Genomic DNA, 22,933 nt, shown 5'->3' with positions numbered 1-22,933 from the left:
TGATCAAAAACTCCTTTAAGTAGATTTATTAACTATTTGTAAAAGAATGAGAAAATATAATCCATAAGCGAGGACATTAAAGCCACTTAATAAGGCAATTGAAGTAGTTAAAGAGAGATTTAACTTAAAACCACCATACAAAGACAATATTAAAACTAATAAAGCAAAAATATCATACAATAGCTTGGATTTTTGTCCTCCTAAGACAAACACAATCCGACTGATGGGACTTACCACTAACCCCGCCCAAGCCCAAAAAGACATAATAGAAGCTAGTAAACCTGCCGATGTCCATGTTTCTCCAAAAACTAAGGTAAAAAGTTGTGAACCGAAAATCATTAAAATAAGAGTGGGCAATAACCCAATTAAAGCTAGTGTTTTTGCCGTTTTTAGGAAAAACTTTTTTACTTTTAAAGGTTCGGAAATATTATAAGCTGACACTTGGCTATGAAAACTATCAGCGACACTACTTCCAATTAAAGCGAGGGGAAGTGAAATTACTCTCTGTGCCAAAAAAAAATATCCAGCAGACTGAGAACCATAAAATTGTGTTACTAAAGGAACTGATAAACTCATTGCCAAAATATCAATTAAAGAAGAAGGTAGAGCATATAAGGGAAAGTGTAAATGCTGAGTTGCAACGTCAGTTAAGTTTTTAAATTTAAACGGTGTCACCAAGTAAATTAATTCTTGCCAACTTTGACGCAACATTTGACCTAATCCTAAACCTCGTCCGATTAATTCTCCAATCAGTAAACCTAACCAATCTAAGTTGAAAAAACCGAATGTAACTTGACTTAAGGCTTTGGCTATATTTTGGAAAATTGTAATTTGACTAATTAAAGTAAAATTACTTCTTCTAATTAACCAGTATCTTAAAACTTTAAAGATTGCAGTTAATAAAATGCCTAATGATGTTAACAATAGACTTGAAACTGGTAAGATAGAAAAGCCGAGCCAATTAAATTTAATTAATAAAAAATAGATAATAAGAGCTACTGGAGTTGTAAAAATCGCAATAATCATTGATAAAATTGAAAGATTAGCCGCTTCTTGCTCATTTTTTGCTGATACAATTGCGGCTTCATAAAGAAAAGAAGATGCCACTGAGACGACCGAAACAAAAGCCGTAAAAATGCCTAATTTTCCCAGTGCTTCTGGTGTATATAAACGAGTTATTAAGGGTAAGCTTAATACCACAACTCCTTGCCCCAGTGCAGTTCCACCTGCTAAAACAGCAACACTCTGAATAAATTGACTACCCTTCCAAAAACTTTTTAGTTGACTAATCAAATTTCTCATACTAGGTAATTAGAAAGATTGGTAGCGATATATTGCTGAGTTTCTAAATCTAATTCCGGCCAAATCGGAAGACTTAAAACTTGAGTTGCCAATAAATCACTAATGGGATTAGGCTCATATTGACCTTGATAGATGGGTAATTGATCTTGGGGGATCGGGTAATAAATCATACTACCAATCCCTTGAGAGTTTAAATATTGTTGTAGTTGATCCCTTTTACCATTAGTAATACGAATGGTATATTGATGGAAAACGTGACCATCACTTAATTCTGGGGTGATTATTGCACTAAGTCCTGCTAACAATTCATTATAAATTTTAGCAACTTTTCTTCTACCTTCATTCCATGAATCAATGTGAGGGAGTTTAACTCTTAAAATTGCCGCTTGAATAGTGTCTAAACGGGAATTATAGCCTAAAATTTCATTGTGATATTTTTTCCTAGCTCCATGAACTCTTAACATTCGGGCGATTTCCGCTATGTTATCATCATTCGTAGCGATTAAGCCGCCATCCCCATAAGCCCCCAAATTCTTAGAAGGAAAGAAAGAATAAGCTCCGACATTACCAATAGTACCAGTAAATTTACCTGTGATTGAGTTTTTGATGGTTTTATCACAATCATTTTTACAACCTGAGCAACTACCATAATATTTTGCTCCAAAGGATTGGGCGCAGTCTTCAATGACTTTAAGGTTATATTTTTGAGCAATAGTCAAAATTTGCGCCATTGCTGCCGGATTTCCATATAAATGGACGGGCATAATGGCTTTGGTTTGGGGAGTTATTTTAGCTTCGATTAATTTGGGATCAAGATTAAAGGTATTAGGATCAATGTCCACAAAAATCGGCTTTGCTCCGACATTACTGATAGATTCAGCCGTAGCGAAAAAAGAAAAAGGAGTAGTGATTACCTCGTCTCCTGCCCCAATCCCCATCGCTCTTAAGCCAATAACTAAAGCATCCGTACCAGAGTTAACACCAATAGCGTGTTTAACACCTAAATATTGGGCAACTTCTTGCTCAAATAATTTAACTTCTGGCCCCATGATAAACTGTCCCGATTCCAGAACAGCATCAATGGCAGTTTTTATTTCCTCTTTAATGGCTTGATATTGAGGTTTAAGGTCTAAAACGGGTATTTTGGTATGACTCATAAAGATTTATTTATATTGACATCATTAGGAAAAACAACTTTTACCAAGTCTACACTAAATGAGTTCAATTAATCAAACTATCAGATTTAGCATTGTAACTTCTCTACGACATATATACTATAATTGTCTCTATCAATAATTTTTGTAATTTCTGATTGTTGAATTAATTTATTGATGGGATCATTAACTAAATCGTCCGTAACTCCTTCTAAGACCCAGTTCAAAACTTGATTAACTTTAACTGCTATAATTCTTTGAGCTTTATTTTTGCAAATATATTCTTTCTCTTTACTAATTTCTGCATAGTTTGGGACTGAAAATGTTACTCTAGTTGCAGGTTTTAGAGATGTTAATAAATAGATAGCGGGTAAATTATTTTGATATACTAAAATTTTCCAATCATTAAATTCCAATGATTTAATATCTTGATAAATTTGCTCAAAATATTGATTTTTTTCGGGAGTTGTGTAAATTCCCTTAAAAGGACCAAAATCAGTTTTTTTAGTTAATTGTGGAATATTAGCATCTCTATAAACAAGTTGATTTTTACTAAAGCCTGAATATTGAAAAAATAAACATAACAAAACAGCCAAAGATATAAATAAAGTTTGATGAATATTATTATTTTTTATTGTTTGATTGTGATCATTATTACTATCCAAAAAACTTACTCCATATATTAATGTTATTATTCCACATCCTAACATTCCTACTCCTAAATTACGATAGCTATTCCCAGAAGCAAATGCCATCGTGATTCCAGCAAAAAAACAAGAAAACCAAATCAGATAAAAAATCAATGTATCATTATTTTCATTCTGTTGATTGTTTAAAAATTTACTTTTAGATATAAAATGTAAGAAAATTAAATAAATAAACCCATAACTAAAATAAAACATATAAAATCTTGAGGATAATCCACTATATGCTTCAATAAAATTAGCTTTTAAACCAAATGCTGGAATTAGGAAAATTGTGAAGCTTAAAATTTTTAATAATTGCTTATTTTTTCTAAAAATTAATGATGTTATTAACAGTGAAGATATTATCAAATACATTAATAGATAATGTGGATAGTCTTGCCACAATAAACTTTTAAAAATTGTTCTCGCATTTCCAATCAAAGTTCGATCATTATAAATATAAGAGATAATTTTTTTTGCATAATTAAGAGCAAATAAAAAATTATCAATCCCTGCATGAATTATTAAAGATAATAATAAAGAAGCGGGTATTAATCCTCCTAATATGTAATAAAAAATTTTTTTAATATTCTTATAATTGATGAAAGATAAACCTAAAAAATAAACTAAGACGGGTATCAATAAATTAGGATAGGCAAAAACAGACAATCCATGACAAATACCAGCTAAAAATAAATAAGTTTTTTTTTGAGGATATAAGAATATACAAATACCTAAAAAACAACCGGCCGTGAAAAATATAACCCCCATACTATTATAGCTAAGGCTAGGAATCATATAAGGCTCAAAAGCAATAGCTATGGATGCGATTAGTAAACTTAAATACCAACTAAAATATTTCCTAACAACTAAAAATATTGTTGATGCTAAAAATAATGTTAAAATAAAATATAAATGTCTAGCAAAGAGAATAATTCCATCTGTATTTCCCACAATCCAAACATATAATTTAACAAATGGAGCTATCATAATACCAAAAGGAATTACTGATAACTCATTGACAAAGGGAACATCACCTAAAACATATCTGTAAGCAAGGGCTGTATAATAGGCTTCATCTGTGAAGTCAACTCCGAAATAAAGTCGTATATATGATGCTGTAACTGCAATAATTACTACTATAATTGATGTTAGAGTAGATATATTAAAGAGACTTTGAAGATTAAAAATACTTGTTTTATTCATTTAAATAATGTATTTTGAGCAAATTTTATTATTAAATATTTTTAACAATTATGTCAATAATTCTTTCAATCATGGTTTCATTTAAACCGATCCATAAAGGAAGACGTAATAAACACTCACTAATTTTGTCCGTATTTACTAGCATTCCATTGGTTTTACCATATTGTTGACCTGCGGGGGATGAATGCAGGGGAACATAATGAAATACAGCATTAATATTATTGTCCTTAAATTTGCTGATCAAATTATTACGAATTTTTAGACTTGGTAAGATTATATAATACAGATGAGCATTATGTTGACATTCTGGAGGGATTATTGGGAGACGAATTTTTCCTTGAGCTTCTAAATTGGCTAACCCGTCATGATATTTTTGCCAAATAACGAGTCTTTTGTTGGTAATTTCTTTTACTTGGTTAATTTGCCCCCACAGAAAAGCGGCAATAATATCACTAGGAAGATAGGATGATCCTAGGTCTACCCAAGTATATTTGTCAACTTCCCCCCTGAAAAATTGACTCCGGTTTGTTCCTTTTTCCCAAATAATTTCAGAGCGATCGCACCAGTCTTGATGATTAACTAATAAAGCACCTCCTTCCCCAGAAATAATATTTTTTGTTTCATGGAAACTAAGGGCGGCTAGATGGCCAAAGCTACCTAATGGCTTGCCTTTATAGGTTGACATTATACCTTGAGCGGCATCTTCAATTACCCAAAGTTGATGACGTTGGGCAATATCCAAAATAGTATCCATCTCGCAACCTACACCAGCATAATGAACAGGTACAATAGCTTTAGTTTTAGGTGTAATTGCTTCTTCGATCTTCGTTTCATCAATATTGAGAGTATCGGGGCGAATATCAACAAATATAGGAATTGCTCCTCGAAGGACAAAAGCGTTAGCAGTGGAAACAAAGGTATAAGAAGGCATAATTACCTCATCTCCAGGCTTAATATCGGCTAAAATGGCTGACATTTCAAGGGCGGCGGTACAGGAATGGGTTAGCAGTGCTTTATGACAGCCAATATGCCTTTCTAACCAGTGATTACATAGCTTAGTAAACTGTCCATTACCCGATAGATGAATATTATCTATCGCTTGACTGATATGTTTAAATTCGAGACCTGTAACGTAAGGTTTATTAAAAGGAATTTTGTAATTCATTTAGTACATTCTAAGATGATATGAGTATAAGGGATCCTGAGTAAATCATGACGAATATTACAAGAAATATCTGGGAATATTTTTGAAGCTAAGGCTATATATCCATCTTTGGTGCGAACATTTTGTCCTCGATCTTTAGATATAATCCATTTAGCACAGGGAGATTGATTGTCCACAAATACACCATCAAAAGTAATCAATCTTCCCCCTGGTTTGAGGACAGTTTGAGCAATTTGGAAAAGTTTCAATGTTTCATCATCATCAAGGTGATGTAGAATACCCACAGCCAGAACCAGATCAAAATAAGATTGCTGTGTTAAATTGCTTGTACTAACTCGTTCACACCTAAAAGTAGCATAATTCCCAAATCGTTTTTGAGCCATTTCTATATATTGTTCACTCAGATCAAATCCTAGATATTCTACTTCTGGTAAATAAGGTATTAAATCACCTGGACCACAACCAATATCTAAAATGCGATCGCCTTTTTGGGGGCGTATATAATTTTCAACAAAGATCGGACGTGAACGATTACCTCCAAGTAACCATCCAAACAGACTATACATAGAGGGCAATGATAAAATTGAACGAATTCCCGATGTAATTTGAGGCATGATGATTCTGAGAATAGTAAAGATAATTGGTCTATCTTAATCTTTTTTTGCTATTAGCAATAAAGAACCTCCCAAAGGAAAAGATATACCTATTTTGATTAAAACTAATTCTAAATTTAAAACATATTCTAAGGTATTATTGAGAAAATTACTAATTTTAAATTCAGCCAGAGGATCATATTTTACCCGAAGGTTTTTAGGTTTTAAACGAGAAATCATCATTAAAGGTAATAGTAAAGAAACAAAAGATGTCATTTTGATTACTTTAAAACCAGCATACTCAACTTTATTCTTTAATTCTTTGGCTGTATATCTTCGTACATGATGAGCATATTCATCAGCTTGACTCCATAACCAGCGATGTTGGGGGACTGTAATCATAATACCACCATTTGGTTTTGTCGCTCTAAACATTTGAGTTAATACTTCTTCATCTTCTTTGATATGTTCGATTACATCAAAAGCACCAATCACATCAAATTCATTTTCAAAAGGAATGTTTCTAGCATCCATTTGCCAAAGTTCTGCTTTTTTTAATCTTTGTTGAGCAAAATTTAAACCATTAGTAAAAATTTCGCTACCAGAAATATTAAGATCAGGGAAATTATGTTCAATTGCTGATAAAACAAACCCGGTACCGCAACCGATTTCTAAAAAACTATTAACTCGCTTAAAATACTTGTTAAAAGCCCATATAATGAGACGATTTCTATTTTTAAACCAAAAATTTTTGGCTTCTAATTTAGCTAAAGCATCAAAAAAATGAGCTTCAAAACCTTCATTTTTTTCTGCTAATTCTGGAGCAAAAGCTAAAAAATTATTAATAATTTGGGGTTGCCTATTACAGTTTGGACATTGCCAATCTGTTAGATTAAAATTATGATGGCAGTAGATACATTTTTTCATGATTTTAGTTAAGTAATACATCAATTTTTATCTTGACTTGTGGAAATGAAAGCGGAGAAATTTCACCTGTTGTGAAAGTTAATTCAGAAGTGTATTGATTATTAAATAAATCTCTAAATACCCTCAACTGTGAAGTTTTTAAATCGACAACCCAATATTCTTTAATACCTGCTTCTGCATAAATATCTTTTTTCTCACCTAAATCTTTACTTAGAGTAGCCTGAGAAAATTCAATAATCCAGAAAATATTTTCAGGATAAGGATGATGTTTGAGATATTCTTTTCCTAAAGGTTTAACAATAGCAATATCAGGTTCAGGCTCGGAATTATTAGGTAATGTGATTGGTTTAGCTTCCCTAATTTTTGCTTTATTTCCTAACAGATTTCTCAAATAATCAGCTACTTCTGTGCTATAGTAAGCATGGGGTTCTCTTTCTGGGGACATGACAATAATTTCTCCTCGCAATAATTCTATTGTTTCATCATTGAAAGCACCACTTTCAATTATCTGATGATAGCGTTCAGTTGTCCATTTATAGGTGGTTAAAGTCATAATGTTTACCTTTGATCTAAAATTTTGATAACTTTAAATTATAAATATTTTACCCCCTACTGCCAAAAATTATACCTAAAACAATAAAACCCATCCCAACACTTTTAGCTATAGTAATAGGTTCTTTAAAAAAGATATTACTTAAAATTAATACCAAAACAAAACCAAAACTCATAAATGGATAAGCATAACTTAAGGGGAATTTTGTCATTGCTACCATCCAAGATACTGCTACTAAAAAAGTAGCTACATAACAACTTATCACCCAAGGGTTTAATAATAAATTTAAAATAAAATATAATTTACTTGTTAAATCAAGAGGAAATGAACCTGAAGAATTTACTTGCCATTTTATCACAATTTGACCATAAACTGTTAAAGTGATCGCTATTAAGATATACAGATGATCTATAAGTTTTGTTAACATTATTATTTCAATTTAAAATCTAAGTGAAAGTTGTTTTAAATAAATCATAAAATTGAATAAATCAAATTTTTCTAAACCTCTCGCATCCATTAAATGCAAAAGTCTTGACTGAGGAAAAGAAATATTTAAAGAATAAAATTATTTGAATTTTACAAAAACTTAATATTTTGCCAAAATTCTTCATCATTAACATCAAAAGGTATATTGACTTTGGAGCTAAATAAACATAAATGATTTTTGATCATAATTGCTTCTTCTCTTGAGAAAGAGTTATCTTCATCTCCCCAAAGTAAATAATTTAGTGAAGAAAAAAGAGAAAGACACCCGCATCTAAATATAATATCCATAATAATGTCAAAATTATCAGAATTTTTTAATGGGATAGCGGTTTGAAATATTGGTTGTCCTTGATCAAGATTATTATTAACAAAATGAACTGTTGCACCTGTAAATTTTGCACCATAAGATATGGCTTGTTTTACGGTTTTTGTTCCGATAAAACCAGCAAATGCGGGTAATAAAGAATAATGTAGATTAATTAACTTTTTATCAAATTTATCAATAATTTCTGAACCCAAAATTTTATGTACTGTAGTTACAATAAGATCTGGTTGATAAAAAAATAATGAATTAATTAATTCTAGTTGATTTTTATTGGAAAAATCAATAGATTTGTTAGGTATATTATAACGTTGAGAGTATTCATTAGCTTGACAGTAACGATCCGTTAAAACTGCAACTAATGATACATTTCCTAGCCAACCATAATCAATAGTTGTTTTAATAAATCTTAAATTACCACCACCACCGGAACAAAGAAAAATAATTCGTTTATTTTTTTTCATAAATTTCCCTAATAATTGTATATGGACGTTGTTTAGTTTCGGTAAATATTTTAGAAACATAAATACCAATTATACCCATACAAAAAATGTTAAGACCTCCAAAAAACCAGATTGAAACAATTACGGATACCCAGCCACCCAGATAAAAAGTGAAAAACAGTCGTAAAATTATTAAAGATATAGCTGCTATTATAGCAGTCATAGAAGTAAAAAAACCCAAATAAAAAATACTTTTTAATGGCTGATTGCTAAATGAGGTAATCGCATTTACTAAAAGAGATATTTTCTTTCTTAAGTCATAAGTTGAACTACCTTTTGACAATTTGTTGACTTTAACAGCTATTTGTTTAAAGCCTGTAATTTCCCAAAGACCTAACAAGAAAATTTCTCTTTCTTGATGTTGAACTAAAGCTTTAACATATCTTTTGTTCATTAATCTAGCAGTAACAACATTGGAAGGAACTTTATAGTTGGCCAACAAATTAAAGAGCCAATAAAAAATATTACCTGTTAATTGTTCAAAAAAATCACCTTTTCTTTTTTCTTGTACTCCATAAACAACATCAAGATCAGCAGATTGATATTTTTGATAAAATACACTTAATAATTCTGGTTCTTCTTCTAAATCACAATCAATTAAAAAAATCAAATCTCCCTGGGAATGAGCTAATCCTGTCATCATTGCTTTATGATGACCAAAATTTCTTGAAAGTTCTATGACTTTTACTTTTTTGTCATTTTCATATAAAGAAACTGCTACTTCTAAAGAGTTATCAGGGGAACCATCATCAACAAAAATTATTTCATAATTATCAGTAATTTTTTTAGTTTCATTACTAACACGCTGATAAAACTCCTGTAAATATGGGGATGAATAATACATTGTAGTAACAATTGATAACTTCATATTTGCTTAGAATTTTAAAAACTTTTCATAAATTTACTAGCATTCTGTCCTTCATTAAAAATTAAATCAAGAATACTTACTTTATGTTCAAAAGGGGGAAATAATTGATTATATTCAGGATAACCGGAATAATCCATATAAGTCAACTTAATTCCTTCTTGACTAAAAAGATCTTTTTCAAGATAGTCTTTCGCTGCTGGTCCTGAAATATATTCAGTAGCTTGAGCTTGTTTACATAGGTCTAATAACCTCTCGGTTTTCCCTTCAATTAAATTATATTCCATTGACCAAGATAACTTTGTTGTGATCTTTAATATATCACAAATTGCTTTCACAAATTTGTAGTTAACATTACTTAAAAATATATCTTCATTGCTTAAATATAATTCTGCAAATAAATCTTTATATTCACTAAAATACTTGGCTTTATTATAATTATGTTTTAGAGATGACCAATGTTTTTTCTTCCAATGAGGATTTGCTATTTTAGTATCCTTGATATTCTGACCAAAATTATAAATAACTGGAATAGTAAGCCATTTAATACCTAAAGGTGTTTTAATTTTATTTCTGTTTCTCCAATCATTTTTGGTATATTGCATATTATCATATAAAATAAACTCGTCAACAGAGTTAATGAGATCAAAGTATCCTTTCCAGGGAATATAATTAGATTGTAATATAGCTATTTTTTTAGGCATAAAAAATTAATTTATTTTGATTACTTTATTATCTGATATTTTTTGATATTTATGACCGATAGAATCCATAGCAATACCTTCAGAATTAAACTCTAAAATATCACCATAAGCACTCATCCAACCGATCATTTTAGCGGGTACTCCTGCTACCATAGCATAAGCTGGAACATCTTTAGTAACAACGGCTCCAGCCGCTACAAAAGCACATTCATGTAAAGTTATACCACAAACAATAGTAGCATTTGCTCCAATACTTGCTCCTCTTTTAATAATGGTTTTTAAATAATCATCGCTAGTATTGCGAGGATATTCACAGCGAGGAGTTTTCACATTTGTAAAAACCATACTTGGCCCACAGAAAACGTAATCTTCTAAAATAACTCCTTCATATAAAGAAACATTATTTTGAACCTTACAATTGTTGCCAATAATAACATTATTAGCAACTAAAACATTCTGTCCTAAATTACAATTATTACCAATTTTAGCTTTACCCATAACATGGCTAAAATGCCAAATTTTAGTATTTTCGCCAATCATAGCTCCTTGATCAATATAAGCCGATTCGTGAGCAAAATAATTAACCATTAGGTCTCCTCATTTAATTTTATGTTTAAGAAAAATATAAATTATAAATTATAAATTATCAACTATCACTTATCAATTATCAACTAATTTTTGCTTGTTCTAAAATTTCCACAACTGCCACTCCATTCCATCCGTCAGAGCGTGGTTTTTGACGAGTTTCAAGACAGTCTAAAAAATGTTGACATTCTATTTTTAAGGGGGTAGAGTCGGTCACTTCTGGACTCCAACTACCTTCATCTCTATTATTAAGATTTTGATCTACTCCTTTTTCATAAACAGTAATTTTTTGAGAAACTTCGTCATAAACTAACATTTGTTTTTCGGTAATTACGGTGGTTTTTCTTTCTAACATTGGATAATACCAAGAACAATGAATATGAGCAGTTTTACCTTCAGCAAAAGTTAAATCTACATAAATATTATCTTCAATTGCTGGTTGTAACCAAGCTTGTCCACTAGATTTAACTTTTTCTAATTGAGGATTACCTAAAAGATCTAAAACTACTGATACATCATGGGGAGCAAATGACCACCATACATTTTCTTGGGTACGAACCTTGCCTAATTTTAATCTTTTGGCTTCAACATGAAGGACTTTTCCTGCTTTTCCACTAGCTAAATATTCTCGCATCCAAGTGATAGCAGGTTGATACAATAATAAATGTCCTACCATTAAAATTTGTTGATTTTGATCCGCAAGTTGAGCCAATTCCTTTGCCTCATTTGTGTGTAAAGTCATTGGTTTTTCAACAAAAACATCTTTGCCCATTTCTACAGCTTTTTTTGCCATTTCATAATGAAAAGGTGCAGGAGTTGCTAACACAATGGCAGAAATATTTGATTCTAAAACTTGTTCATAATTTTGATAAGTTTTAAGATTAGGATATTCGATTTCAATTTTGGCTCTTAACTGATCATTTACTTCGGCTACTCCTGCTAAAGCATCTAATTCATAAAAGTTACGAATTAGATTTTTCCCCCAGTTTCCAGCACCAACAACGATTACTTTTTTCACAATAAAATTACCTTTTTTTGATCACAATTAAATTTGCGAGTAATACCCCTAGTATCTAACACTAATTTAGCCCCATTGACAAGTTTGATGTAGTCAATTTGATCATGATCAGTCAAAATTACAATTAGATCAGCTTTCTCAATATTTTCTTGACTTAAATCTACAGATTGTAGATGATTTTCCCCAATTTTGATTTGAGGGATAAATGGATCATGATAGTCAAGTTGAACTTGATCATTGAGGAGTTTTTCCATAACAATTATGGACGGAGACTCTCGATAATCGTCTATATTTTTTTTATAAGCCACACCAATGACTAAAATATGGGCTTTTGAAGGGGCTAAACCTAATGTATTTAAAATTCGCCAGATTTTATCTTTAACAAATTCTGGCATTTTTCGGTTAATTTCCCCTGCTAAAGCGATAAAGCGGGTTTCAAAATTAAATTCTTTGGCTTTCCATTCTAAATAATGAGGATCTAACGGAATACAATGGCCTCCCACTCCCGGCCCCGGATAAAATGGCATAATACCAAAGGGTTTAGTATTAGCCGCATCTAACACTTCCCACACATTCAAATCCATGCGATCGCATAATAAAGCCAATTCATTCACTAAAGCAATATTAACTGCTCGGAAAGTATTTTCAAAAACTTTGACTAATTCGGCGGCTTTAGCACTACTTACAGGCACAACTTTTTCAATAGTTTGTTGATAAAACAAAGTAGCAATTTCTAAAGATAATGGATCTGAAGCTCCAACTACTTTATTCGTATTTTTCGTAGTATAACGCTGATTGCCGGGATCTACTCTTTCGGGGGAATGTGCTAAGAAAAAATCTTGACCTTGTTTTAAACCACTGGTTTTTTCTAAAATTGGCTTCATTATTTCATCAGTTGTTCCCGGATAGGTAGTAGACTCTAAGGTAATTAATTGTCCTTGTTTGAGATATTTAGCAACTTCTTTGGTAACAGATTCAACATAACTTAAATTGGGTGTTAGATTTTTAGTTAAAGGGGTGGGAACACAAACAACAATAACATCTAAATTAGAAACAAGATTAAAATCAGTTACTGCTTGTAATTTTTTATTTTTGACAATTGTTTTTAACTCGTCATCATTAACATCTTGAATGTAATTTTCCCCTTGATTAACTTGATTAACACGCATAGGATTTTGTTCTATTCCTACCACATTAAAGCCCACTTTTGCTTTTTCCACGGCAAATGGCAACCCAACATAACCTAAACCAACAACGCCTACTTTTGCATTATGGTTAATAATTTTGTCTTTCAGAAAGTTAGATAAAGAGATTTCTAAATCATTCATATTTGTGATCAAAAAATTGAGATTTTTATATATTCCAGATTTGGTTTCTCGCCTGATTGATAGCAGACGTTGAAAGTGGATTTTCAAAAAGTACAATAATCAGTTTAACAGATAATGATTTTTTGTTTTAATTATTTTTTATCACATTTATCATAATCATTTACTAAAGTAACGATAAGCTCTGTTTATAAAAAAAAATATATTGATAATTGATCCCTATATAAATCTATCTACTGATAATCAAAAATATTGCCGAATGTAGGTAATAATATTTAAAAATAACGGCTCTGTGAGTTTGGTTATATAAAATTAATAGATTAAAATAGATCAAAGCATTGTATACAAAGTATTGTAGTTCAATCAAATTTAATTTTTATAAAAATTTTAATTTTAATATTTACTAAAGCTTGTATAGAAAGGCTTATATCGGTTATTTAATATTAAATTGTCATAACCAAGACTAAAGAGCCAAAATAACGAAACGAGATCATTTATTCAATAAAGTTATAAGGAGAATAAAACGTGACTTTGAATCATATATCTGAAAATACTAATACTGATGAAATTTCTTTAATAGATATAATCATTTTTTTCCAAAAGCACTGGCGTTTTTTGGGGATCGTTACCTTGTTGTTATCTTTAGGTATTACAGGGATGGCATTGTCAAAACCGAAAAATTTTACTCAAAAATTAACAATTGCGATCGAGCTTAATTTAACTAATATTCAACTGCAGAACATTGACATTGGTCAGATACCAAGGAACATTGATCTTCCTAAAGTAAATAATTTAGGGGTAGAATTTTTAACTAATTTAGAAAATGATAAGGTTGATTTACAAGCTACCTATAATGCCGAAAATCAAAATATAGACATAACATTAACATCTTCTCAAACCACTGATTTAACTGATAAATCTGATCACATCATCACTCAACTTCAAGATAGTTTTAAAGAAAAAATAAAATCAGATTTAGACAACTCTCTACAATCACTAAATAGAAATATTCAGAAAAATGAACTGATCTTAAAAGACCTAGAAAGCCAAATCAGTCAATCTTCTAATAATGTGCCAAGATTGGAAGCCCTTGAACTTCAAAGAACAGCTTATATAATTAATCTAAGCAGTTTAAAAGTTGATCGGCAATTTTTAGACAATTCTAAAGTTAATATTGCTGAGTTTACCGAGAAAGTATTACCTGTTAAGATTATAAAAAAATCACCCATTGAACAACAGTCTAGTTCTTTACTAAAGGTTTATATTTTGGCGGCGATCGCTAGTTTTATGGTGGCCGTATTTAGTGCAGTAATATTGGAGCAAATTAAATCTTTAAAACAAGAATTAACTCAAAATCAAGTAGACGAACTTCCCAAAGAGTCACAAATCTAATATCCTTAAATAAATTGCTCTCTTTTGGCTCTTTTGTTTATTTTTATGGCAAAAAAACACTCTTTTTCTTTAATATACCGTCTAGGACAATTAGGGCTTGACGGCTTGATGGCTTGGTTTGCCTGTACTTTAGCCTTTCTCATTCGTTTTGAAGGCAATATACCGCAAACTCATCAAGGTTTAGCTTTAATTCTCCCTTTTATATCTATTCCAGGGCGTTTACTTTGCCATTATATTTTTGGTTTATATCAACAAGTTTGGCGTTTATTTGGTTTTAGGGATAGTATTATCCTCCTCAGTTCTGTTACTTTTTACAGTTTGGCTTTGCTTACTACTACTCGATTAATTATTCCTCGTTTTACTCCTAGTTTTAGCGGAATACCTCTGGGGGTGGCGGTGATTGATTGGTGTTTTTGTGTTATGGGCATGATGTTAATCCGTTATGCCCGTCGTCGTTTTACTCAAAAACGAATGGCTAAACAAAAATTATTTAATCAGTCAGAAAAACGAGTTTTATTGGTGGGAGCCGGTCAAACTGGAGCGATGGTAGTCAGAGAAGTGAGGGAAAATCCTCAATTTAATCTCAAGTTAGTCGGTTTTTTGGATGATGATCCTACGAAGTTAGGTCGTAAAGTAGAGGGGGTTAAAATTTTAGGAAAAACTTCTAAAATTTATGAGATTGCCGAATATTATGAAGTGGATGAAATTCTAATTTCAATGCCTTCTGCCTCTGCTGAGCAGATCAAAAAAATTGTTGATTTGACTCAGGGTTCAACTTTTGAACTGAAAATTTTACCTGCTCAAGAAGAAATTTTACTTAATCAAAATTTAACTGCTCAAGCTAGGGAAATTTCCATTCAAGATATTTTAGGGAGGCAAGAAATTAAATTGAATTTTTCGGAGCAATTTAATGACCAATTTCCCTGTGCTAAAGAGCAAATTTATCAAAAGAAAATTTTAGTAACAGGTGCTGGGGGTACGATTGGCTCGGAAATTTGCCGTCAAATTGCTAAGTTAAAACCTCAATTATTAATTCTTTTAGGGAGAGGAGAATATAGTATTTTTAAAATTCAACAAGAATTTAATCGCAATTTTCCTAGTATTGAAATTGAGGCTATTATTGCTGATATTCGTCATCAATCAAGAATGGAAACTATTTTCCAAACCTATCAACCAGATATTGTTTTCCATGCCGCCGCCCATAAACATGTTCCTTTAATGGAAGATAATCCCACCGAGGCGATCGAAAATAATACCCTTGCCTCAGCTTTTTTAGCTCAAATGGCTGTTAAATATGACGTTAAAACATTTGTCATGATTTCCACCGATAAAGCAGTAGATTCTACTAATTTTATGGGTTTAAGCAAAAGATTGGCCGAATTAATGGTCACAAGTTTGGCACAAGAAAATAAAACCCGCTTTTTAGTGGTCAGATTTGGTAATGTTTTAGGTAGTCGAGGCAGTGTCGTTCCCATTTTCAAAGCTCAAATTAATCGAGGGGGGCCTGTCACAGTCACGGATCCAGAAATGACCCGTTATTTTATGACCACACCTGAAGCCTCTCAATTAGTTATTCAAAGTTTAGCGGTGGGAAAATCGGGACAAATTTTAATTTTAGATATGGGAGAGCCAATTAAGATTTATGATTTAGCTAGACAAATGATCGAATTAGCAGGATTTACCCCCGATGTGGATATTCCTATTAAAATTACAGGCTTACGTCCGGGTGAAAAACTACATGAATCTTTAGTTAATGCCAATGAAAAATTAGAAAGAACACACCATCCTCAACTTATGGTAGCATCTAATATTGTTCCATCAAGTCAAGCTTGGCATAATGTTATTAATAAACTTAATTTAGCGGTTCAAGATAATTTAGCTAAAGATCAATTATGGAACAAAATCAATGATTATAAAAATAAGTTAGAATCTAATCATTTGATTTCAAATTCTTAAACTTATTTTAACGTAAAATTTATTTATTAAAGTATAAAACCCATTATAGACAAAATTTAAAATGAAATATCCTGAAGAATTTAACAGACAATCAGAAATCAACTTATGGCTATCAGCAAATGATAGTTTGTCTTTTGATTATTCCGATGGTACAGAAGCAGAAAATTATTTAGAAGAATGTATCAAAAATGCTACCGATTTAAGTTTTGATTCAGTAGAATTGGCTAAATATATTCGAGATTGGCCTTCCGAATATCATTTAAGCCCGAAAAGAAATAATTTACTACGTTGTTTAAACTTAAAAAAAACTGATACCGTCCTTGAGTTAGGGGCAGGATGTGGTTCAATTACAAGATATTTAGGTGAAAATACTGGTCAAGTTATTGCGGTAGAAGGTAGTCAAAAAAGGGCAAAAATTAATGCTTTAAGATGTAGAAATTTAGATAATGTAAATGTTATTTGTTCTAATTTTCAAGATTTAGAATTAACGGAAAAATTTGACATTGTTACCTTAATTGGAGTATTAGAATATAGTGGTAAATATATAGAAGCCGAAAATCCCTATCAACTAGCTTTAGAAAATGCTAAAAAATTTTTAAAAGAAGATGGTATTTTAGTTATTGCGATCGAAAATAAGTTTGGGATGAAATATTTTGCAGGATGTAGTGAAGATCATACAGGCTTATTATTTGATGGCATAGAAGGTTATCCTAGTAAATATCCTGTGAGAACTTTTGGAAAAAAAGAATTACAAGATTTATTAAAAATTTCAGGATTTAATTGTCATCAATTTCTCTATCCTTTTCCTGATTATAAAGTACCAGATGTAATTTTAAATTTAGATGAAATTGAGAAATATAATTATGATCAGCCTTTTATTTATAACTGGCTAGGTTATAGTAATTCAAGAGATTATGGACGTGCTAAAAATGAATATATCCATGAATTTTTATTAGGGAAACAACTAGAAAAAAATGGACTATTATCTCAATTTGGTAATTCTTTTTTAGTGGTAAGTAGTCCCAATTCTGATCATCTTATTAAGAAATATATAGATGAAAATACTTTTGCATCTAAGTTTAATGCCACAAGATATAAGCACTTTATGACAGGAACTTATTTAAAAAAATTAGATGAAAATAATTTAGTAATAGAGAAAGACTTTTTATATCCTGATTTAGCTAAAGCATACGAAGAAACTAAAGAAAGTCAAGGATTTTTAAAACATGAAATTCACGAAAAAACTCCATTTCTTGATGGTATTTTATTGATAGATTTATTCATCGAAGCATTCAGAGATAAAACTAAAAATGTAGAAGAATCTTTATTAGAACCTTTAAATTTATGGTATCAATTTTTGTTAAAATTTTCACAAACTGAAGGAGAAAATATATATTTATCGGGTAAATATATAGATTGTGTACCTTGGAATTTAATGATCGAAAAAAACGGTAATTTAGTTTATATAGATCAAGAATGGGAATACCTAGAGAAAATTGAACTCAATTATGTTTTATTTAGAGGACTATTTTTCTTGTACCAAATGTTTAACCCTTGGATTGGAGAAGTCTTAAAAAATAAAGATATTATATTAACACTTAAAAACTTTGTTATATTTTGTACAGATTTATTAGATATTGATGTTACTTCAGCAAAAATTGACCAATATTTAGAAATGGAGTTTAAATTACAAACAACGGTTAGTTATTTATCTTCCCCTAATTTTACAGAGTATCTTAATCTATTAGAACAAAAAACACAATTTTTGATTACTGATTTATTTGTTGAGAAATATGAATCCCAATTACAGCAAACTCAATCTCAACTTTTCATGGCAAAAGAAACCATATCTGGGATGGAAAGTAGTAAATTTTGGAAATTGCGTAATTTATGGTGTAAAGTAAAATCTGTATTTATAAATCAAAATTAAATTTGATATGTTAAAGACGACTGTAGTTATTCCTACTAAAAATCCAGGTAATATTTTCAGGAAAGTTATTGAAAATATAATTAATCAGAAAACCAGTTGGGATTTTGAAGTTTTAATAATTGATTCTGGTTCTAATGATGGCACAATAGAACTATGTCAAAAATACCAAGATGCTGTTAGACTGAAACAAATACCATCAGAAGAATTTGGACATGGCAAAACAAGGAATCTAGGAATATCTATGGCAAAAGGAGAATTTGTTGCTTTAATTACCCATGATGCTATACCTTCTAATGAGCATTGGTTAAACAATTTAGTTAAAGCAGTAGAGCAAAGAGAAGACATTGCCGGAGCTTTTGGTAGACATTTACCCTCTCCAAATTGTAATCCTTTTGTTGCTAGAGATTTAAAATTACATTTTGATGGTTTCTGTCAACATGATCCTATTGTTAAATTAGATGATCCAGAGCGTTATCAACATGATTTAGGCTATAAACAGTTTTTACACTTTTTTTCTGATAATAATGCTTGTATTCGTCGTAGTGTTTGGCAAAAAATTCCTTATCCTGATGTAAATTTTGCGGAAGATCAGATTTGGGCAAAAACAGTTATCGAAGCTGGATACGCTAAAGCTTATGCTAATGATGCTTGTGTATTTCATTCACATAATTATTCTCCTTGGGAATATTTACAAAGAAGTTTTGATGAAGCTAAAGCATTTAAAAACTTTTTTGGTTATGATTTATGTCCCAGTATAAAATATTTAATCTATCATTTTCTAATGATGAGCAAATCAGATTTAATGTTTGCTTACAAAAATCGGCTTATGAATAATTCTTGGTTTTATCAGATTGTCCCAAATAATTTTATGCGTCAATTAGGATATTATTTAGGACAAAATAATGATAAATTAGCTATTAATTTATCTAATGTTTTATCTCTTGATCATCAATTAAAAAAATCATAATTTATTCTCACAATATTTATTATCATGAATTTAAAAAAAATAAAACTGAAAATATATAATAAATTTAAACAATTAGGATTAACTAATTTTTTGTTGTTCTTATGTTTTTATCCTTTGAAAAAATTGTCTAACAAAACAGTAGATAAGGTTAATAAAATAGACGTATTCAGTTTTTATGATTTTATTCTGATACCTCCTAGAACTCAATCTTTTACAAATCAAGATACTAAAATCTCGGAAAAAACAGTTAACTGGATTATTCCTGATTTTCATAAAGGTTCTGGCGGTCATATCAATATTTTTCGATTAATTGCTAATTTAGAAAAAAATGGGTATCAATGCAGAATTGTTATTGTTGGTGGTTCTAAGTTCGATTCTGGAGACAGTGCTTATCAATACATCTGTCAACATTTTAATATGTTAAAAGCTACTGTTTCTATTGGTGAAGAGTCTATTCCACCTGCTTGGATCACTGTTGCTACTAGCTGGATTACAGCTTATACCGTAGAAAGATTTTCTTTAACTAAAATTAAATGTTATTTTGTTCAAGATTTTGAGCCTTTTTTTTACTCCCACAGTAGTGAATATATATGGGCTGAACAAACTTATAAATTTGGTTTTTATGGAATTACTGCGGGTGATTGGTTAGCAGAAAAATTAAAAAGAGAATATGGGATGATAACTAAAGCGATTAGTTTTTCTTTTGATCGACAGTTGTATAACCTAAACTCACAAAATCAGAATAAATCTCAACAAAGACAAATTTTCTTTTATGCAAGATCAGTAACTCCTCGTCGTGGGTTTGAGTTAGGATTATTAACGTTAAGAGAAGTAGCCAAAAAACTGCCCGATGTAAAATTTGTTTTAGCAGGTTGGGACATCAGTAATTATGATATTCCATTTTCTTATATAAACGCTGGAATTGTTCCTCTTGATCAACTGGCAGAGCTATATAATCAATGTGATGTAGCTTTGGTTTTATCATTTACCAATCTTTCTTTATTACCTTTGGAATTGATGGCTTGTGGCTGTCCAGTTGTAAGCAATAAGGGTGACAATGTGGAATGGTTATTGAATCAAGAAAATGCAGTTTTAGTTGAACCAACTGTAGATGCTCTTAGTGATGCTTTAGTTAAGTTATTAGAAGATGAGGAAAAGCGTCAAAAATTTATCCAAGCAGGATTAGAGTTTGTCAACAAAACCAACTGGGAAACAGAAGCTCAAAAAGTTTCTGACTTTTTCAATGAAATAGTTTGTGATAAAATCAGCTAAACTCTCTTAATGATATTTTACTTAATAATTTTATGTCTATATTAGTTCTTGGTGGAAATGGATTTATTGGCTCAAATTTAGTCAAATTTTTAGTTCAAAATGGTCAACAAGTAAAGGTACTCGATCGTAGTAAAAAATCTTATATTGAGCTATTGCCACAAGTTGAATATATTTATGGTGATCTTGCCAATTATCAGGTTGTTAATCAAGCATTAAAGGGAATAGATACTGTTTATCACTTAGTTAGTAACACTATTCCTAATACTTCTAATTTGAATCCTGTGAAAGATGTAGAAAATAATTTAATAACAACGATCAAATTATTACAAAGTTGTGTTGAACAATCGGTGAAAAAGATAATTTTTGCTTCTTCAGGAGGAACAATATACGGTATTCCTCAAACAATTCCAATCCCAGAAAATCATCCTACGAATCCAATTTGTTCTTATGGAATTAATAAATTAGCTATTGAAAAGTATTTAAGTTTATTTAATCATCTTTATGGATTAGATTATGGTATTTTAAGAATTTCTAATCCCTATGGAGTGGGACAAAATCCCCAAGGCAATTTAGGAGCAATTACGGTTTTTTTAGATAAAATTTTTCGGCAAATACCTATTTCCATATGGGGAGATGGAGAAGTGGTTAGAGATTATATTTATATTGATGATGTGGTCCATTCTTTTTATTTGGCTCTGTTTAATGATAGTCCAGAGAAAATATTTAATATTAGTAGCGGTTATGGTTTGTCTTTGAATCAGTTAATTGATAAAATAAAGCAAATTATTGATGCTGATTTTACAGTTAGTTATACAAAATCAAGACCTTGTGATATTCCTATTAATTGTTTGTCTAATGAAAAAGCTCAAATTCTTTTAAACTGGTATCCAAAAGTTACTTTAAAAGATGGAATTTTAAAAACTTGGGACTGGATCAACTATTATTATAATCATTAAAAAATTAATTGACTTTTTACTTATTTTATCAAATAAAATTTGATAAATCTTGATAAAATAATGCTAAAATATATTTTAAAATTATCAAAAATTTTTATAATGAATTATAAAATAGCAACTTATATTACAGCATATAAAGATACTTTAGCACTTAATCAATGTTTAACAGGAATTAATAATCAAACTTATTCCATTAGTAAAACATTTATAATAGATAATTCAGAGAAATTAATTATTAACTCTAAGACTCCTAATTTAATGATCAAACATCATCCTGAAAATATCGGAATTGGGGCAGGAATTAAAGAAGCTTTAGAGTTTGCAATTGCTAAAAATTATGATTTTTTATGGACATTTGATCAAGATAGTATTCCTACTCCTAATTGTTTAGAAATTCTGTTAAATACTTATGAAAAATTAAATAAAGAGGATTTTCAAATTGGTATTATTGCCCCCACTGCGATAGATCAAAGTAATAATAAAATTGTTGAAGGAGCATCTTTTAATAACGATATTTTTATGGGTTATACTCCAGAAAATCCGAATTTTCATTATGAATGTGATGCTCCTATTACATCAGGCTCATTAATCTCTTTAAAAGCCGCTAAAATGATCGATCCCCCCCGTAGTGATTTATTTATTGATGGAGTAGATTTAGATTATGGTTATCGTTTAAAACAAAAGGGTTTTCACAATATTATAGTTCCTACGGCGATTATGTATCATAATTTTGGCAATCCCAAAACGGTTAAATTTTTTAATCAAGAATTAATTTTTCAACAATATTCTGCTTTAAGACATTATTATATCTGTCGTAATCATACCTATTTAGAAACAAGATTTGCTCAAAATTTTTATAAGTTAACTAGCAGTTTAAAACGTCTTAAATATATGATTTATACTATAATTAAAATTGTTGTTTATGATCAAGAGCAAACTTTAATTAAAATTTATGCTTGTTTACTAGGAACTTTTCACGGTTTTATTGGTAAACTTGGAAAAATTTGGAGTTAATCGTATTTTTATTAATGTGATTTATTTTCTTATTATTATACTATTTACAAAA

The 22,933-nt window shown here is 30.3% G+C and carries 21 protein-coding genes; 7 read left to right on the top strand and 14 right to left on the bottom strand.

Going from position 1 to position 22,933, the window contains the following annotated elements; translation table 11 throughout:
• Window positions 1-15: 15 nt before the first annotated feature.
• From Anndu_RS09430 to Anndu_RS09365, 14 genes are all read right to left on the bottom strand, one after another.
• Complete coding sequence (locus Anndu_RS09430; RefSeq protein WP_464100963.1) at window positions 16-1,302, bottom strand: lipopolysaccharide biosynthesis protein; 1,287 nt, start codon at window positions 1,300-1,302, stop codon at window positions 16-18.
• Window positions 1,299-2,459 (bottom strand): DegT/DnrJ/EryC1/StrS family aminotransferase, encoded by a 1,161-nt coding sequence (locus Anndu_RS09425; RefSeq protein ID WP_464100962.1) that lies wholly within the window; start codon window positions 2,457-2,459, stop codon window positions 1,299-1,301. Before Anndu_RS09425 ends, Anndu_RS09430 begins: the two co-directional genes overlap by 4 nt.
• 86 nt (window positions 2,460-2,545) lie before the next feature.
• On the bottom strand, window positions 2,546-4,348 hold the full coding sequence (locus Anndu_RS09420) for an ArnT family glycosyltransferase (protein ID WP_464100961.1): 1,803 nt from the start codon (window positions 4,346-4,348) through the stop codon (window positions 2,546-2,548).
• Between the two features lie 31 nt (window positions 4,349-4,379).
• Window positions 4,380-5,513, bottom strand: coding sequence for a dTDP-4-amino-4,6-dideoxygalactose transaminase (rffA, locus tag Anndu_RS09415; protein ID WP_464100960.1), 1,134 nt, complete (start codon window positions 5,511-5,513; stop codon window positions 4,380-4,382).
• A complete protein-coding gene (locus tag Anndu_RS09410; RefSeq protein WP_464100959.1) occupies window positions 5,510-6,127 on the bottom strand; it encodes a class I SAM-dependent methyltransferase in 618 nt (205 codons plus the stop codon). Before Anndu_RS09410 ends, rffA begins: the two co-directional genes overlap by 4 nt.
• Window positions 6,128-6,163: 36 nt before the next feature.
• Window positions 6,164-7,033, bottom strand: coding sequence for a class I SAM-dependent methyltransferase (locus Anndu_RS09405; RefSeq protein WP_464100958.1), 870 nt, complete (start codon window positions 7,031-7,033; stop codon window positions 6,164-6,166).
• A 4-nt stretch (window positions 7,034-7,037) separates the two neighbouring features.
• The gene (locus tag Anndu_RS09400; RefSeq protein ID WP_464100957.1) at window positions 7,038-7,586 is read right to left on the bottom strand and encodes a Uma2 family endonuclease; all 549 of its coding nucleotides are present in this window, start codon (window positions 7,584-7,586) and stop codon (window positions 7,038-7,040) included.
• A 49-nt stretch (window positions 7,587-7,635) separates the two neighbouring features.
• Window positions 7,636-8,013, bottom strand: coding sequence for a DMT family transporter (locus Anndu_RS09395; RefSeq protein WP_464100956.1), 378 nt, complete (start codon window positions 8,011-8,013; stop codon window positions 7,636-7,638).
• A gap of 149 nt (window positions 8,014-8,162) precedes the next feature.
• A complete protein-coding gene (locus tag Anndu_RS09390) occupies window positions 8,163-8,858 on the bottom strand; it encodes a formyltransferase family protein (protein ID WP_464100955.1) in 696 nt (231 codons plus the stop codon).
• Window positions 8,845-9,765, bottom strand: coding sequence for a glycosyltransferase family 2 protein (locus Anndu_RS09385; RefSeq protein WP_464100954.1), 921 nt, complete (start codon window positions 9,763-9,765; stop codon window positions 8,845-8,847). Before Anndu_RS09385 ends, Anndu_RS09390 begins: the two co-directional genes overlap by 14 nt.
• Before the next feature lie 14 nt (window positions 9,766-9,779).
• Complete coding sequence (locus Anndu_RS09380) at window positions 9,780-10,466, bottom strand: WbqC family protein (protein ID WP_464100953.1); 687 nt, start codon at window positions 10,464-10,466, stop codon at window positions 9,780-9,782.
• A gap of 6 nt (window positions 10,467-10,472) precedes the next feature.
• Window positions 10,473-11,054, bottom strand: coding sequence for an acyltransferase (locus tag Anndu_RS09375; RefSeq protein WP_464100952.1), 582 nt, complete (start codon window positions 11,052-11,054; stop codon window positions 10,473-10,475).
• A 79-nt stretch (window positions 11,055-11,133) separates the two neighbouring features.
• A complete protein-coding gene (locus Anndu_RS09370; protein ID WP_464100951.1) occupies window positions 11,134-12,069 on the bottom strand; it encodes a Gfo/Idh/MocA family protein in 936 nt (311 codons plus the stop codon).
• Window positions 12,066-13,397 carry a nucleotide sugar dehydrogenase gene (locus tag Anndu_RS09365; protein WP_464100950.1) on the bottom strand — a complete coding sequence of 444 codons (1,332 nt, stop codon included), beginning with the start codon at window positions 13,395-13,397 and terminating at the stop codon, window positions 12,066-12,068. Before Anndu_RS09365 ends, Anndu_RS09370 begins: the two co-directional genes overlap by 4 nt.
• A gap of 528 nt (window positions 13,398-13,925) precedes the next feature.
• Between Anndu_RS09365 and Anndu_RS09360 the strand changes: the two genes are divergently transcribed.
• The 7 genes from Anndu_RS09360 to Anndu_RS09330 all read left to right on the top strand — a co-directional run bounded on the left by Anndu_RS09360 (window position 13,926) and on the right by Anndu_RS09330 (window position 22,881).
• Entirely contained in the window at window positions 13,926-14,786 is an 861-nt protein-coding gene (locus Anndu_RS09360; RefSeq protein ID WP_464100949.1) for a hypothetical protein, read from the top strand.
• 45 nt (window positions 14,787-14,831) lie between these two features.
• Complete coding sequence (locus tag Anndu_RS09355; protein WP_464100948.1) at window positions 14,832-16,742, top strand: polysaccharide biosynthesis protein; 1,911 nt, start codon at window positions 14,832-14,834, stop codon at window positions 16,740-16,742.
• A gap of 61 nt (window positions 16,743-16,803) precedes the next feature.
• Complete coding sequence (locus tag Anndu_RS09350; RefSeq protein ID WP_464100947.1) at window positions 16,804-18,672, top strand: SAM-dependent methyltransferase; 1,869 nt, start codon at window positions 16,804-16,806, stop codon at window positions 18,670-18,672.
• 7 nt (window positions 18,673-18,679) lie between these two features.
• Window positions 18,680-19,639, top strand: coding sequence for a glycosyltransferase family 2 protein (locus tag Anndu_RS09345; protein WP_464100946.1), 960 nt, complete (start codon window positions 18,680-18,682; stop codon window positions 19,637-19,639).
• A gap of 24 nt (window positions 19,640-19,663) precedes the next feature.
• Complete coding sequence (locus Anndu_RS09340) at window positions 19,664-20,911, top strand: glycosyltransferase family 4 protein (RefSeq protein WP_464100945.1); 1,248 nt, start codon at window positions 19,664-19,666, stop codon at window positions 20,909-20,911.
• Between the two features lie 32 nt (window positions 20,912-20,943).
• The gene (locus Anndu_RS09335; protein ID WP_464100944.1) at window positions 20,944-21,867 is read left to right on the top strand and encodes an NAD-dependent epimerase/dehydratase family protein; all 924 of its coding nucleotides are present in this window, start codon (window positions 20,944-20,946) and stop codon (window positions 21,865-21,867) included.
• Window positions 21,868-21,966: 99 nt separating this feature from the next.
• The gene (locus tag Anndu_RS09330) at window positions 21,967-22,881 is read left to right on the top strand and encodes a glycosyltransferase family 2 protein (RefSeq protein ID WP_464100943.1); all 915 of its coding nucleotides are present in this window, start codon (window positions 21,967-21,969) and stop codon (window positions 22,879-22,881) included.
• Window positions 22,882-22,933: the final 52 nt, after the last annotated feature.

The organism is Annamia dubia NIES-4383, assembly GCF_055394725.1.
Note: the sequence above shows the minus strand (reverse complement) of the source record. Positions and strands in the feature narration are given on the sequence as shown.

Excerpts from the sequence above, each read along its gene's own strand:
- Anndu_RS09430 (WP_464100963.1), bottom strand. The coding sequence starts at position 1,302 with ATGAGAAATTTGATTAGTCAACTAAAAAGTTTTTGGAAGGGTAGTCAA.
- Anndu_RS09425 (WP_464100962.1), bottom strand. The coding sequence starts at position 2,459 with ATGAGTCATACCAAAATACCCGTTTTAGACCTTAAACCTCAATATCAA.
- Anndu_RS09420 (WP_464100961.1), bottom strand. The coding sequence starts at position 4,348 with ATGAATAAAACAAGTATTTTTAATCTTCAAAGTCTCTTTAATATATCT.
- rffA (WP_464100960.1), bottom strand. The coding sequence starts at position 5,513 with ATGAATTACAAAATTCCTTTTAATAAACCTTACGTTACAGGTCTCGAA.
- Anndu_RS09410 (WP_464100959.1), bottom strand. The coding sequence starts at position 6,127 with ATGCCTCAAATTACATCGGGAATTCGTTCAATTTTATCATTGCCCTCT.
- Anndu_RS09405 (WP_464100958.1), bottom strand. The coding sequence starts at position 7,033 with ATGAAAAAATGTATCTACTGCCATCATAATTTTAATCTAACAGATTGG.
- Anndu_RS09400 (WP_464100957.1), bottom strand. The coding sequence starts at position 7,586 with ATGACTTTAACCACCTATAAATGGACAACTGAACGCTATCATCAGATA.
- Anndu_RS09395 (WP_464100956.1), bottom strand. The coding sequence starts at position 8,013 with ATGTTAACAAAACTTATAGATCATCTGTATATCTTAATAGCGATCACT.
- Anndu_RS09390 (WP_464100955.1), bottom strand. The coding sequence starts at position 8,858 with ATGAAAAAAAATAAACGAATTATTTTTCTTTGTTCCGGTGGTGGTGGT.
- Anndu_RS09385 (WP_464100954.1), bottom strand. The coding sequence starts at position 9,765 with ATGAAGTTATCAATTGTTACTACAATGTATTATTCATCCCCATATTTA.
- Anndu_RS09380 (WP_464100953.1), bottom strand. The coding sequence starts at position 10,466 with ATGCCTAAAAAAATAGCTATATTACAATCTAATTATATTCCCTGGAAA.
- Anndu_RS09375 (WP_464100952.1), bottom strand. The coding sequence starts at position 11,054 with ATGGTTAATTATTTTGCTCACGAATCGGCTTATATTGATCAAGGAGCT.
- Anndu_RS09365 (WP_464100950.1), bottom strand. The coding sequence starts at position 13,397 with ATGAATGATTTAGAAATCTCTTTATCTAACTTTCTGAAAGACAAAATT.
- Anndu_RS09355 (WP_464100948.1), top strand. The coding sequence starts at position 14,832 with ATGGCAAAAAAACACTCTTTTTCTTTAATATACCGTCTAGGACAATTA.
- Anndu_RS09350 (WP_464100947.1), top strand. The coding sequence starts at position 16,804 with ATGAAATATCCTGAAGAATTTAACAGACAATCAGAAATCAACTTATGG.
- Anndu_RS09345 (WP_464100946.1), top strand. The coding sequence starts at position 18,680 with ATGTTAAAGACGACTGTAGTTATTCCTACTAAAAATCCAGGTAATATT.
- Anndu_RS09340 (WP_464100945.1), top strand. The coding sequence starts at position 19,664 with ATGAATTTAAAAAAAATAAAACTGAAAATATATAATAAATTTAAACAA.
- Anndu_RS09335 (WP_464100944.1), top strand. The coding sequence starts at position 20,944 with ATGTCTATATTAGTTCTTGGTGGAAATGGATTTATTGGCTCAAATTTA.
- Anndu_RS09330 (WP_464100943.1), top strand. The coding sequence starts at position 21,967 with ATGAATTATAAAATAGCAACTTATATTACAGCATATAAAGATACTTTA.